The sequence below is a fragment of the Geodermatophilus sp. URMC 65 genome (genome assembly GCF_053502545.1).
This window is the reverse complement of the sequence record NZ_CP199954.1, coordinates 1630756-1643403: the sequence shown is the minus strand read 5'-3', so window position 1 is coordinate 1643403 and position 12648 is coordinate 1630756. Positions and strand designations below refer to the sequence as shown.

The window sequence follows — 12648 nt, the reverse complement described above, 5'->3', positions numbered from 1 at the left end:
CGCGCCCCACTCGGCGATGGCCGACGCCGATCGACCCACCCGGTGGCGCTCCGCTCCCGCGGTGGGGCCGACACGGCTCGACGGTGTGCAATGGATGCGCAGTTCGCCGTCCAGGAACTGCGCATCCGCGCACACCGCTGCCGAGCCGTCAGCGAGTCAGGGTGGATCCGGGTCCGGCGGTGCTCTCGAGCCCGCGTCCGCCGGCGAGAGGTCCCCGCGGGAACGTGGATCGGCTCAGGCGGCCAGCGGGTGGTGGTGGCAGCGGCCACCGGCGGTGGCGCGGGCGCCGCACGGCGCCCCGGCCCTGGTGCGCCCGCCGCTGTCACCGCAGCGGGCCGGAGCGGCCACGGCCGGCGCCGCCGGCTGCTCGGCCACGGGGCGGGGGAAGGCCAGGACGACGGCGTCGTGCTCCTCGGCCGGAGCGGCCGGGAGGGGAGTGGTGGCGGGGGTCGGGCGGGCGGCCCGGCGGTGCAGGACCGTGGCGGCGGTCGAACCGGCCAGGAAGGCGGCGAGGGCGGTGGCGACGTGGCTGGCGCGCATGCCCGCCTCATCGGCGGCCGACGCCCACGGCGCGCACCCGGGCGTCACACGGGCCTCACGTAGCGCAGCGCGCTCAGGGGTGGCGTGCATCACCTGTCGCGTCCGGGGGTAGCGGGGGTGGTCCGTTGCCCGTGACGAGGGAGGACCAGCCATGACGACCAAGGTCGAGAGGTCGATCCAGGTCGACGTACCGGTGAACCAGGCCTACAACCAGTGGACCCAGTTCGAGGACTTCCCGTACTTCATGGGCGGGGTCAAGGAGGTCCGCCAGCTCGACGACCGGCGCCTGCACTGGGTCGCCGAGATCGCGGGTGTGCGGCGGGAGTGGGACGCCTCCGTCCTCGAGCAGGAGCCGGACCGCAAGGTCGCCTGGGCCGCCACCAGTGGGGCGACGAACGCCGGCGCGGTCCGGTTCGAGGCCGCCGGCCCGAGCTCGACGATCGTCTACCTGACCCTGGAGTACGAGCCCGAGGGTGTGGTCGAGCAGGTCGGTGACAAGCTCGGGATCGTCGGGCGGCAGGTCAACTCCGACCTCGAGAGGTTCAAGGCGCTCATCGAGGACGAGGGCTACGCCACCGGTGCCTGGCGCGGCTCGATCAACGAGGACCTCGACGTCGGCACGCCCGGCGTCGGGGACGCCGTCGGGTCGCACGGTGACAGCGGCAAGGCCGGGGTGTCGGGCAAGGCCGTCGCCGCCGGCGTCGCGGCCGTGGCCGGCGTTGCGGCGGCAGGTGCCGCCGCGGTCGCGTCGCAGCGGAGCGAGCAGGAGCAGCAGCCGCAGGAGGGCGTGCGCCAGCCCCAGGAGGTCACCGTCGTCGAGCAGCCACCCCCGGACGTGGTGCGGGACGACGCGCTGACCACGGAGTCGAACCCGGCGGGCTACACCGCGCCGTCCTCCACCGAGGGCGTCGAGACGGGCGTGCGGGACGGCGGCGACGACCCCATGATCGGTGGCGGCAGCCGCACCTGAGCCGCAGCGGTCGGTGGAGGCGGGAGCTGCACCGCCTCCACCGACCGGCACGGTGGTCGGCCCGCACCGCGGACGTGGTCGCGCACCGGACAGGGGGCCTGGCACGCTCGCTGCGTGATGCGCGTCGGCGTGGTGCTGGGCGGTGGCGGCGTCGTGGGCCAGGCGTACCACTCGGGCGTGCTGGCGGTGCTCGAGCACGACTTCGGCTTCGACGCGCGCACGGTCGACGTGATCGTCGGGACGTCGGCCGGCTCCATCACCGGCACGCTGCTGCGGCTGGGCGTCTCGGCCGAGGACCTCGCCGCCTGGACGGTGAAGGCCCCGCTGTCGGACGAGGACGAGGTCCTCCGTCACGTGGCCGGCACTCCCGTCCCCGAGCTCGCGCCCTTCAACCCGCTTCACGTCCTGCGCCGGCCCCTGCGGCTGCCGGGGCGGCACATGGTGCAGCGGGCGCTGACCCGGCCGTGGCGGTTCCGGCCGCTGGCGGCCGGCATGGCCCTCATCGCCCCCGGACGGCACGACATCGCCGAACAGCTGGCCGCCCTCCGCGAGCTGGAGGGACCGGGGTGGCCGGAACCCGACCTGTGGATCTGTGCCGTCCGCCGGCGCGACGGGCGCCGGGTCGTGTTCGGTCGCCCGGGTACGCCCGAGGTGCCGGTCCACCTGGCGGTCGCGGCGTCCTGTGCCGTGCCCGGGTACTTCGCTCCGGTCGAGATCGGCGGGTCCCAGTACGTCGACGGGGGCGTGCACTCGCCCACCAACGCCGCGGTCCTCCGCGGTCGGGGGCTGGACCTCGTCATCGTCATCTCGCCGATGAGCGGCCCCGCGGGCTGGCTCCCCGACGTCTACGCGGCCTCGCGCCGGCACGCCGCCCGCCTGCTGAAGCACGAGGTCAGGGCACTGCAGCGGGCGGGGACCCGGACGGTGGTCTTCGCTCCCGGTGTGGCCGAGCAGCGCGCCATGGGCAACGACATGATGTCGCGGCACGACCTGGGCGGGGTGATCCAGCAGTCCTTCCTGGCCTCCGGTGCGTACGCCGCCACACCGGAGGTCGCCGGCCTCCTCAGGGCGGCAGCCGACCCGCGGAGCCGCTGACGACACCGGCCGGCTCGGGCGACCGCGGGAGCCGGCGGGTCAGCTGGTCAGCCGGACCAGCACCTGCTCGTGCAGGGAGTTGTAGGCCAGGTACTCGAAGCCGTGACCGGTCCGCTCGATGAACTCCGTGAACGCCTTGTGCTCGTGCTGCTCCCAGCCGGGGGAGTTGGAGTACTCGTCGAAGAGCAGCACCGAGCCCTCGACGAGACGGTCCTCGGCCTCACGGAAGATGGTCACCGTCGAGCTGTAGAGATCCGCGCCGATGTGCGCGAACGCGATCGGCCCGGGGTGCGTGGCGAAGCCGGGCAGGGTGTCCTCGAACCAGCCGACGTGCAGGGTGCCCCCGGGGGACCGTGGGCGCCGCCTGGGCGTCGGCTGGTTCGAGGACACCTGGACCCGGACGACGTCGTGCGGCTGGACGCGGCCAGCGACCCCGGCCGCGCCGACTACCCGTACGGGGACGTCGGCGCCGAGCAGCGCAGCCGCACGCCCGCCGGCTCCTGACGTGACGGCCCGCGCGCCGAGCTCGGCGACCACACGGTCCCGCGCCAGCTCGTCGGGCGCCGCAGCCCCGGGCCGCGGCGCCGACACCCGGAGCCCGCACCGGGGACACCCCGACCGCCGGAACCCGGGAGCGATCCGGGCGTTCCCGGGTTCCCGCGCCGTCCGGGCGGGGCCAGGCTCGTGCCATGACCACTCCCTCCCCGCTCCCCGCCCCCTCCCGACCCGAACTGCGCCGCAGCGGCACCGACCGGATGCTCGGCGGCGTCTGCGGCGGCCTGGCCGAGTACAGCGGCATCGACGCCGTCCTGTGGCGGGTCGGCATGGTGGGCCTCACCGTGGCCGGTGGTGCCGGCGTCGTCGTCTACCTGCTGCTGTGGGTGTTGCTGCCGTCGGCGCCGCTGCCTCCCGACCGCCGTCCCTCGGTGCTCGACGGGCTCGTCGAGCGGCTGCACACCTCCCTCGTCGGCACCCGGTCCGGCCCCGCGCCGACCGACCACGCCTGAGGTCCACACCCTCGACCAGCGCAGACGGCCTCCGATGGGACACGATGACCTCCGACCACCGACCCTCGACCCGTACGGGAGACCCGACGTGACCGTTCCGCCCGGACCGCAGCAGCCGCCCGCCCCGATGGTCGTGCCGGCCTTCTTCGTGCGGCAGCGGATCACGCTGATGGTCAACCGCTACGAGGTCGTCGGGATGAACCCCGACGGCTCCGAGGGGCCGCTGCTCGCGTTCGCGGAGCAGAAGCGCATGAAGCTCAAGGAGGAGGTCGTCTTCTACGCCGACACCTCGAAGAGCCGCCCGGTCTTCCGGTTCAAGGCGCGGCAGCGGCTCGACGTCGCGGCCGAGCACGACGTCTTCGACGAGTACGGCAACCCGCTCGGGTACTTCCGCAAGGAGTTCGGCGCCAGCCTGCTGCGCTCCACCTGGACCCTGTCGACCCCGACGCTCAACGCCGTGGGTCGCGAGCGCCGGCAGTCGATCGCCATCCTGCGCCGGGTCTGGGACTTCATCCCCTACCTCGGTGACGTCTGGGTGCCCTTCGTCTTCCACTTCGACTTCGTCGACACCGCGACCGGCGCCCCGGTGATGACCAGCGAGCGGCAGAAGGCCATCCGCGACCGCTACACCGTCACCGTGCCCGACCCGCGGCTGGACTTCCGCGTCGCGGCGTCCATGGCCGTCGCGCTCGACGCGCTGCAGAGCCGCTAGTCCAGCGCGCCCTCGTAGATCACCTCCTCGGCCACCAGGCGCAGCTTCACGTTGCGCTGGTTGCTCACCTGACGCAGGCAGTCGAACGCGGCAGCCTCGGTGAGCTGCCGGGTGGCCATGAGGATGCCGATGGCCATGCCGATGCGGCGGTTGCTCTCCAGTGCCGCCTGCAGGTTCTCCGACTGCCGGCTGACGCTGTCCAGGTCGTTCCGCAACCGGTCGACCTCGGCGGTGAGGAGGGAACGCGTCGCGTCGTCGTGCCGGGTCGCCGTGTCCCGCGGCTCAGGTGCTCCGGACCCCTGCTGTCCCGGCCCAGGCGTGCCGGTCGTCATCGATCCCCCGATGCCAGTCGTCGCTCGTCGGCCTGGTGCCGGGTGCTCGACGCCTGACTGGACTGCCGACGAGCATAGCCAGCCGGGCACGCCGCACCGGGGCGGCCCGGGAACCCTCCGAACCTGCGCGGGTCACCGGGTGTACGGGGCGACGGGGGCCGCCGTGGAGCAGCGGACGCACGCGACCGTCGGGGCTGCGGCAGCGCCACCGGGCCGCCGAACAGGGACGCCACCAGCGGCGGGGTCCCGAGCAGCGCGGCGCAGACCCCCAGGCCCCCGGCCAGGACGAGGGGCGGGCGGGCCGGCACGTGCGCAGTGTGGCAGTCAGGACGCCCGGTGAGCGTGCCCCTCCGCGGGGTGAGGCAGGCCCGGTGTTACCGGCCGTGGGGTGAAGGGCCGCCGTCGGGTGGCCGATGCTGTCCCCGTGGTCCAGGTCCCCCCGCGCGCCCGGCGCGGCCGAACCCGGAACCCGGTCGACCGGCCGCTGCGGGTCGTCCGCGTCTGCGCCGCCGTCCTGGCGTCGGCCTACGTGCTCTCGCTGGCGGCCCACGGGCTCGGGGGCAGCGGACTGCTGGGCGCCCTTGCCGTCGGCGGGAAGTGGGTGTTCCTCGTCGGGCTGACCGCACTGCTGGTGCTGCGGGCGGTCACCGTGCGGGAGGACCGCGGCGCCTGGTTGCTGTTCGCCGCCGCCGTGGGCTCCTACACGGTCGGTTCGCTGGGCTACGCCATCGCCGACGCCGCGCCGGGGCCGGTCGTCCGCCCCGACTGGTTCGACGTCGCCTTCGTCGGCTTCCACCCGCTGGCCTGCGCCGCGCTGTTCCGGCTGCTCCGGACACGGGCGCCGCGGCTGACGTCGAGCATGTGGCTCGACGCCGTCGTCACCGGGTTGACCGCCGCGGCGTTCGCGGTGGCGTTCGCCTTCGGCGCCTACCTCGACCTCGCCCTGCACGGCGCCGTGCTCGTCGCCGCGTACCCGATCGCCGACCTGCTGCTGCTGGTGCTCATCGCCGGGGCCCTCGTCGTCATCGGCCGCGGCGCCGGTGCCGGCTGGTGGTGGCTCACCGCCGGGACGGCGCTGTTCGTGGTCACCGACACCGTCTACGCCTACCAGGTGGCGCACGGGGACTACGTCGTGGGCGGCCCGCTCGACGTGGGTTGGGGCGTGGCGTTCGTCTGCTACGGCCTGGCCGCCTGCCAGGTGCCCCGGCCGCGCACCTCCGACTCGTTGCGGGGCGTCCGGGCGCTCGTCGTCCCCGGGCTGTGCGCGGTCGGCGCGCTGGTCCTGCTGCTGCGGGGCTACCTGGAGGACGGCGACCCGCTGGCCGGCGGGCTGGCCTTCGGCGCCGTGGTGGCCGCCCTCGCCCGCACCGCGCTGACCTTCCGCGAGGTCCGGGCGCTGGCCGACAGCCGGCACCAGGCGCGCACCGACGAGCTCACCGGCCTGCCCAACCGCCGCCAGGTGTTCGAGACCCTCTCCGCCGCCGACGCGCGGATGGCGGCCGGCGGGGGCACCGCCGTCCTCGTCCTGGACCTCGACCGGTTCAAGGAGATCAACGACTCCCTCGGTCACGGCGTCGGCGACGCGCTGCTGCGCGAGGTCGGCCCGCGGCTGGCCGGGCACCTGCGCTCCGGTGACCTGCTGGCCCGCCTGGGCGGTGACGAGTTCGTCGTCCTGGCGGACGGGCTGGGGGAGGACGGCGCCCTGGCGCTGGCCCGGCGGCTCTGCACGACGCTCGAGCGGCCGTTCCAGCTCGCCGGCATGGCGCTGAGCGTGGAGGCCAGCGTGGGCATCGCCCTGGGCCCGCGGCACTCCCGGTACGCCCAGGAGCTGCTGCAGATGGCGGACCTGGCCATGTACGCGGCCAAGGCCAGCCGCAGCGGCCCGGTCGTCTACGACGAGGAGCGCCACGGCTCCGGGCGGCACCGCCTCGAGGCCGTCGCCCAGCTGCGGGGAGCCGTGGACGAGGGCCAGCTGGTGCTGCACTACCAGCCGAAGCTGAGCCTGGAGACCGGCCGGGTCGGCGGCGTGGAGGCGCTGGTGCGCTGGCAGCACCCCGAGCGCGGGCTGCTGTTCCCCGACGCCTTCATCGAGCTGGCCGAGTCCGCCGGCCTCATGGCCGCGTTGACCAGCCGGGTGCTGGACACCGCCCTGGCGCAGCGGCGGGCGTGGTCCGACCGCGGGCGCGAGCTGACCGTCGCGGTCAACGTCAGCCCCTCCAACCTGGTCGACGAGGGCTTCCCCGACGAGGTGGCCGGGATGCTGGCACGGCACGGCGTCCCCGCGACCGCACTCGTCCTCGAGGTGACCGAGAGCCTGCTCATGGAGGACCGGGAGCGCGCCGTCCGCGTCCTCGCCGCCCTGCGCGAGGCCGGCGTCGGCGTCGCCATCGACGACTACGGCACCGGCTGGTCCAGCCTCGCCTACCTCGCCACCCTGCCGGTGACGGAGCTCAAGCTCGACCGCGCCTTCGTCGGCGCGATGACCGGCAGCGACCGGTCGGCGTCGATCGTCACCTCGACCCTCCAGCTCGCGCACGCCCTCGGCCTGGTCTTCGTCGCCGAGGGCGCCGAGAACCAGGCGACCGTCGACGCGCTGGCCGCCCTGGGCTGCGACGTCGTCCAGGGCTACCACCTCAGCCGGCCGCTGCCGCCCGAGCAGCTGGAGGCGTGGCTCGAGGCCCGGAGCACCACCCCCGTCGGCTGACGCCGCACGCCGGGGCCTGTTGCGGAACGACCCCGCATCCCTAGGGTCGCCACGAGCGGGGCGGCGGGTACGGGACTCGTGGGACGCGGTCCGGGCCGACCTGCCGGGGCGGGGGTGGCCGATGCGCGCTGCGACGGTCCGCGCGGCCTCGGTCTGCGGCGCGCTCGTCCTGCTCGCCGGGTGCACGTCCGCCGACGGGCCGGTGGCGGCGCCCGAGCCCGGCGCCGACTGCCCGGTGACCGAACGGGCCGCTCCCGACCCGGACCGGCCGGTCGTCGGCCTCGACCTGCGGCTCGCCGACGACCGGCGCACGGTGACCGGCACCGAGACCGTCGCCCTCACCCCGGACCTCCCGGTGGAGGAACTGTGGTTCCGGCTGGTCCCGAACGCGCCGTAGTCGGCCGGGCACCGGCTCACCGTCGAGGCGGTGCGCGGGGACCTGGTGGCCGGCGGCGGGTACGTCGACGACGGCGCCGCCCCGGGGACGCCGGGCGGCCTGTACCGGGTGGACCTGCGCGAGCCCGTGCCGGCGGGCGGGACCGTCGCGGTGGAGCTGGACCTGCGGCTGCGGCTCACCGACGAGCGGACGCCGGCCGGCTTCGACCGCCTCGGCGTCGAGGACGACGTGACGTGGTGGGGGAGCGGGATCCCGCTGCTGACCTGGGAGCCGGGTCACGGCTGGGCGAGGGACCCGATGGTCGAGGTCAGCGGTGAGACGACCGCCGCGCCCGCCGCCGACACCACGCTGCGCGTCTCGGCACCCGGAGACCTCGTCGTCCTCATGTCGGGGGACCAGGCGCCGCCGCGGGAGGAGCCGGGCGGCCGCCGGGTCTGGGAGTCGCACGACCCGGTCGCCCGGGACGTGCTCGTCGCGGTGGGCGAGTTCGACACCGCAACCGTCGACGTCGGCGGCACCAGGGTCACCGCCGGGGTGCTGGCCGACGCCGACACCTCCGCCGAGGAGCTCGCCGAGAGCACCGCCGAGGCGGTCCAGGAGCTGGAGGGCCGCTTCGGCCCGTTCCCGTACCCGACCCTGACCGTGCCGCTCGTCTCCGACGACAGCGGTGGGGAGGAGTACTCCTCGGCGATCCTCATGGGGGACGCCGACGAGGACCTCCTCGTCCACGAGGTGGCGCACATGTGGTTCTACGGCATGGTCGGCAACTCGCAGTTCCGCGACCCCTGGTTGGACGAGGCCTTCGCGACGTACGCCCAGGGGCACGTCGACACCGACGACCTGGACCGGCCGGGTGCCGTCGGCGGCTCCATGGCCGACTTCGACGACCAGGACGAGTACGAGGCGCTGGTGTACGGCAAGGGCGCCGCGGCGCTGGCGGTCGCCCGCGAGGCGGCCGGCGAGCAGGCGTTCGACGCGGCGGTGCGCTGCTACGTGGAGAGCCAGGCCTGGACGATCGCCCGGCCCGAGGACCTCGCCCGGGCGCTGCAGGGGCTCGAGCCCGCGCTCGACGTCCTGGTCGAGGCGGGCGCGCTGGGCCGGCAGGACGTCGACGCCGCCGGCGACTGACCCCGGTGCGCCGGAGGGCGGGGACCCGGTGCTCGGGTCCCCGCCCTCCGTGGCCCTTCTGCAGGGGCCCGCCGCCGGCCGCCCGTCCAGGGCACCGCCCCGAGCTCGCGAGGGGCGAGCAGGACGGGGTCCTTCCACGGTGGGGGGCAGAGGGGTCCTCCTTCAGCTCTTCGGCCGCGCCCCCGCGCGCAGGGCGCCGAGCAGGTCGTGGTTGAGCCGGGAGATGTTCTCCATCGAGATGCCCTTGGGGCAGGCCGCCGAGCACTCGCCGATGTTGGTGCAGCCGCCGAAGCCCTCGCGGTCCTGCTGGGCGACCATGTTGACCACCCGCTCGTTGCGCTCGGGCTGGCCCTGCGGCATGAGGCCCAGGTGGCTGACCTTGGCCGCGGTGAACAGCATCGAGGAGGCGTTCGGGCAGGCCGCCACGCAGGCGCCGCAGCCGATGCAGGTGGCCGCGTCGAAGGCCGCGTCGGAGTCCTTCTTGGGGACAAGGATCGAGTGGGCCTCGGGCGCGGTGCCGGTGGGGGCGCTGATGTAGCCGCCGGACTGGATGATCCGGTCCAGGGCGCTCCGGTCGACGGACAGGTCCTTGATCACCGGGAACGCCGTCGCGCGCCACGGCTCGATGTCGATCGTGTCGCCGTCCTTGAACTTGCGCATGTGCAGCTGGCAGGTGGTCGTGGGACCACCCGACGTGCCGCGGCCGTGCGCCGTCCCGTTGATCATCAGGCCGCAGCTGCCGCAGATGCCCTCGCGGCAGTCGTGGTCGAAGACGACCGGGTCGTCGCCGGCGAGGATCAGCTTCTCGTTCAGGACGTCGAGCATCTCCAGGAACGACATGTCCGGGGAGATGTCCTCGACCTGGTAGGTCACCATGCGGCCCTTGTCGGCCGAGCTCCTCTGCCGCCAGATGCGCAGCGTCAGGGTCATGCCGTGAGGTGCCATGGCCGGGTCGGTCGCCGTGCCGGACGCGAAGCTCGCGCCCTCACGTGTCGCAGTCACTTGTAGCTCCGCTGGGCGAGGTGGACGTACTCGTACTCGAGGGCTTCGCGGTGCAGGACGGGGGGAGCGCTCTCCGGCGTCCACTCCCACGCGGCGACGTAGGCGAAGTTCTCGTCGTCGCGCAGTGCCTCGCCCTCGGGGGTCTGGCTCTCGGCCCGGAAGTGCCCACCGCAGCTCTCGGCGCGGTGGAGGGCGTCGACGCACATGAGCTCGGCGAGCTCGATGAAGTCGGCGACGCGGCCGGCGTGCTCCAGGGTCGGGTTGATCGTGTTCTCGTCGCCGGAGACCTTGAGGTTGGTCCAGAACTCCTGGCGGATCTCGGGGATCCGGTCCAGCGCCTTGCGCAGGCTCTCCTCCGAGCGCTCCATGCCGCACAGGTCCCACATCAGGCGGCCGAGCTCGCGGTGGAACGAGGCCGGGGTGCGGTTGCCGTTGATCGACAGCAGCTTCTCCACCCGGCCCTGCACCTCCTGCAGCGCCTCGACGACGGCCGGGTGGCCGTCGTCGACCTTCTCGAACGGGCCGTCGGCGAGGTAGTCGTTGATGGTGTTCGGCAGGACGAAGTAGCCGTCGGCCAGGCCCTGCATCAGCGCGCTGGCGCCCAGGCGGTTCGCGCCGTGGTCGGAGAAGTTGGCCTCGCCGATCACGAACATGCCGGGGATGGTCGACTGCAGGTCGTAGTCGACCCACAGCCCGCCCATGGTGTAGTGGACCGCCGGGTAGATCCGCATCGGCGTCTCGTAGGGGTCCTCGCCCGTGATCTGGGCGTACATGTCGAAGAGGTTGCCGTACTTGGCCTCGATGGCCGGCCGGCCCAACCGCTTCATCGCGTCGCCGAAGTCCAGGTAGACGCCCAGCCCACCCGGGCCCACGCCGCGGCCCTCGTCGCAGACGTTCTTGGCCTGGCGCGAGGCGATGTCGCGGGGCACCAGGTTGCCGAACGCGGGGTAGATCCGCTCGAGGTAGTAGTCGCGCTCGTCCTCGGGGATGTCCCGCGGGTCACGGGTGTCCCCGCGCTCCTTGGGCACCCACACGCGGCCGTCGTTGCGCAGCGACTCGCTCATCAGCGTGAGCTTGGACTGGTAGTCGCCCTTGACCGGGATGCAGGTCGGGTGGATCTGCGTGTAGCAGGGGTTGGCGAAGTACGCGCCCCGCTTGTGGGCCCGCCAGATCGCCGTGGCGTTGGAGCCCTTGGCGTTCGTGGACAGGTAGAAGACGTTGCTGTACCCGCCGGTGGCCAGGACGACGGCGTCGGCGAAGTGGGTGCTGACCTCGCCGGTGATGAGGTTGCGCGCGACGATGCCGCGGGCTCGGCCGTCGACGACGATCAGGTCGAGCATCTCGTGCCGCGCGAACTGCTCGACGGTGCCGGCCGCCATCTGCCGCTCCAGCGCCTGGTAGGCGCCGTAGAGCAGCTGCTGGCCCGTCTGGCCGCGGGCGTAGAAGGTGCGCGACACCTGCGCGCCACCGAAGGAGCGGTTGTCGAGCAGGCCGCCGTACTCGCGGGCGAACGGCACGCCCTGGGCGACGCACTGGTCGATGATGTTGACGCTGACCTCGGCCAGGCGGTGCACGTTGTTCTCGCGGGAGCGGAAGTCGCCGCCCTTGACCGTGTCGTAGAACAGCCGGTGCACGCTGTCGCCGTCGTTGCGGTAGTTCTTCGCGGCGTTGATGCCGCCCTGCGCGGCGACGCTGTGCGCCCGGCGCGGGCTGTCGTGGAACCAGAAGTTCTTGACCTTGTAGCCGGCCTCGCCGAGCGTGGCGGCGGCCGAGCCACCGGCCAGGCCGGTGCCGACGACGATGACGGTCAGCTTGCGGCGGTTGGCCGGGTTGACCAGCCGGGCGCGGAACCGGCGGGTGCTCCACCGCTCGCCGATCGGCACGTCCATCGGCGCCTTGGTGTCGGCGATCGGGTCACCGACGGTGAAGAGGTCGAGAGGCATCGCGTTGAGCTCCTTAGCCGACGAGCCCGAAGAGGACGCTGAACGGGACGAGCAGGAAGCCGCCGATCAGCACCACGGAGAAGACCAGGGCGAAGAGGTTGACCGTCTTCTCCCGGCGCTTGTTGCTCTGCCCGAGCGTCTGCGTGGCACTCCAGATGCCGTGCCGCAGGTGCATGCCGAGCAGGATCAGGGCGATCACGTAGACCGCGGTGATGAGCGGGTTGGAGAACCCGGCGACCAGGCGGTCGTAGGGCGTGGTGCCGGGCCCCTCCGGGTTCGCCACGCCCATCGTGAGGTCGAGGATGTGGTAGATGACGAACAGGCCGACGATCACGCCGCCCCAGCGCATGGTCCGCGAGGCGTAGCTCTGCGCCACCGCCTTCTTGGTGACGTAGCCGTTCGGCCGCGCGCGCTTGGCCTGCCGCCACAGCGCGATCGCCGCCCAGATGTGGGCGATCACGGCGGCCAGCAGCACGATGCGGATGATCGTGAGGGTCGTCTGCGCGGGCACGGCCGGCTCACCGATCGTGCGGATCCACTCGGAGTACCCGTTGAACGACTCGCGGCCCGCGAAGACCTTGAGGTTCCCGATCATGTGCGCGATCAGGTACAGCACCAGGATGATGCCGCTGACCGCCATCACGACCTTCTTGAAGACCGAGCTCGTCTTCGCGGCCTTGGGCGCTCTGCGCTGGCCGGGCTGTGTCACCGTCACCACAGCCACCGAAGGTATGCCTCTACCAGGCCCACGACCACGTGAACACGTGGTGACACAGCTCTCGTAAGGGTGCCCTTACCGGCTCCGGCGATTATGGTGC

General features: G+C 73.4%; 13 protein-coding genes. 7 read left to right on the top strand and 6 right to left on the bottom strand.

The window, feature by feature from the left end:
• Positions 1-234: 234 nt before the first annotated feature.
• Complete coding sequence (locus ACWIX7_RS07965) at positions 235-540, bottom strand: hypothetical protein (RefSeq protein WP_448621010.1); 306 nt, start codon at positions 538-540, stop codon at positions 235-237.
• 151 nt (positions 541-691) lie between these two features.
• On the opposite strand from ACWIX7_RS07965, the gene ACWIX7_RS07960 reads away from it, so the two are divergent.
• Positions 692-1510, top strand: a complete 819-nt coding sequence (locus ACWIX7_RS07960) for an SRPBCC family protein (RefSeq protein ID WP_448621009.1) — start codon at positions 692-694, stop codon at positions 1508-1510.
• 117 nt (positions 1511-1627) lie between these two features.
• Positions 1628-2605, top strand: a complete 978-nt coding sequence (locus tag ACWIX7_RS07955) for a patatin-like phospholipase family protein (protein ID WP_448622141.1) — start codon at positions 1628-1630, stop codon at positions 2603-2605.
• A gap of 39 nt (positions 2606-2644) precedes the next feature.
• Here the strand turns inward: ACWIX7_RS07955 and ACWIX7_RS07950 are convergent, their stop codons facing one another.
• On the bottom strand, positions 2645-2995 hold the full coding sequence (locus ACWIX7_RS07950) for a TylF/MycF/NovP-related O-methyltransferase (protein ID WP_448621008.1): 351 nt from the start codon (positions 2993-2995) through the stop codon (positions 2645-2647).
• Between the two features lie 299 nt (positions 2996-3294).
• Between ACWIX7_RS07950 and ACWIX7_RS07945 the strand changes: the two genes are divergently transcribed.
• Together ACWIX7_RS07945 and ACWIX7_RS07940 are read left to right on the top strand one after the other, a co-directional pair.
• The gene (locus ACWIX7_RS07945; protein WP_448621007.1) at positions 3295-3612 is read left to right on the top strand and encodes a PspC domain-containing protein; all 318 of its coding nucleotides are present in this window, start codon (positions 3295-3297) and stop codon (positions 3610-3612) included.
• Between the two features lie 88 nt (positions 3613-3700).
• Positions 3701-4324, top strand: a complete 624-nt coding sequence (locus ACWIX7_RS07940) for a hypothetical protein (protein WP_448621006.1) — start codon at positions 3701-3703, stop codon at positions 4322-4324.
• Here ACWIX7_RS07940 and ACWIX7_RS07935 read toward each other — a convergent pair.
• Positions 4321-4539 carry an ANTAR domain-containing protein gene (locus tag ACWIX7_RS07935; protein ID WP_448621005.1) on the bottom strand — a complete coding sequence of 73 codons (219 nt, stop codon included), beginning with the start codon at positions 4537-4539 and terminating at the stop codon, positions 4321-4323. The two genes, ACWIX7_RS07940 and ACWIX7_RS07935, sit on opposite strands and share 4 nt — an antisense overlap.
• A 541-nt stretch (positions 4540-5080) precedes the next feature.
• On the opposite strand from ACWIX7_RS07935, the gene ACWIX7_RS07930 reads away from it, so the two are divergent.
• From ACWIX7_RS07930 to ACWIX7_RS07920, 3 genes are all read left to right on the top strand, one after another.
• Positions 5081-7360 (top strand): putative bifunctional diguanylate cyclase/phosphodiesterase, encoded by a 2280-nt coding sequence (locus ACWIX7_RS07930; RefSeq protein ID WP_448621004.1) that lies wholly within the window; start codon positions 5081-5083, stop codon positions 7358-7360.
• 121 nt (positions 7361-7481) lie between these two features.
• Complete coding sequence (locus ACWIX7_RS07925; protein ID WP_448621003.1) at positions 7482-7757, top strand: hypothetical protein; 276 nt, start codon at positions 7482-7484, stop codon at positions 7755-7757.
• A 30-nt stretch (positions 7758-7787) separates the two neighbouring features.
• On the top strand, positions 7788-8885 hold the full coding sequence (locus ACWIX7_RS07920) for a peptidase M1 (protein ID WP_448621002.1): 1098 nt from the start codon (positions 7788-7790) through the stop codon (positions 8883-8885).
• 162 nt (positions 8886-9047) lie between these two features.
• On the opposite strand, the gene ACWIX7_RS07915 is transcribed toward ACWIX7_RS07920, so the two are convergent.
• The 3 genes from ACWIX7_RS07915 to ACWIX7_RS07905 are packed head-to-tail and all read right to left on the bottom strand — an operon-like array spanning position 9048 to position 12545.
• Complete coding sequence (locus tag ACWIX7_RS07915) at positions 9048-9887, bottom strand: succinate dehydrogenase/fumarate reductase iron-sulfur subunit (protein ID WP_448621001.1); 840 nt, start codon at positions 9885-9887, stop codon at positions 9048-9050.
• Positions 9884-11830 (bottom strand): fumarate reductase/succinate dehydrogenase flavoprotein subunit, encoded by a 1947-nt coding sequence (locus ACWIX7_RS07910; RefSeq protein WP_448621000.1) that lies wholly within the window; start codon positions 11828-11830, stop codon positions 9884-9886. Before ACWIX7_RS07910 ends, ACWIX7_RS07915 begins: the two co-directional genes overlap by 4 nt.
• Positions 11831-11843: 13 nt before the next feature.
• Positions 11844-12545, bottom strand: a complete 702-nt coding sequence (locus ACWIX7_RS07905; protein WP_448620999.1) for a succinate dehydrogenase cytochrome b subunit — start codon at positions 12543-12545, stop codon at positions 11844-11846.
• Between the last annotated feature and the right edge of the window lie 103 nt (positions 12546-12648).

Excerpts from the sequence above, each read along its gene's own strand:
- ACWIX7_RS07910 (WP_448621000.1), bottom strand. The coding sequence starts at position 11,830 with ATGCCTCTCGACCTCTTCACCGTCGGTGACCCGATCGCCGACACCAAG.
- ACWIX7_RS07945 (WP_448621007.1), top strand. The coding sequence starts at position 3,295 with ATGACCACTCCCTCCCCGCTCCCCGCCCCCTCCCGACCCGAACTGCGC.
- ACWIX7_RS07965 (WP_448621010.1), bottom strand. The coding sequence starts at position 540 with ATGCGCGCCAGCCACGTCGCCACCGCCCTCGCCGCCTTCCTGGCCGGT.
- ACWIX7_RS07955 (WP_448622141.1), top strand. The coding sequence starts at position 1,628 with ATGCGCGTCGGCGTGGTGCTGGGCGGTGGCGGCGTCGTGGGCCAGGCG.
- ACWIX7_RS07960 (WP_448621009.1), top strand. The coding sequence starts at position 692 with ATGACGACCAAGGTCGAGAGGTCGATCCAGGTCGACGTACCGGTGAAC.
- ACWIX7_RS07925 (WP_448621003.1), top strand. The coding sequence starts at position 7,482 with ATGCGCGCTGCGACGGTCCGCGCGGCCTCGGTCTGCGGCGCGCTCGTC.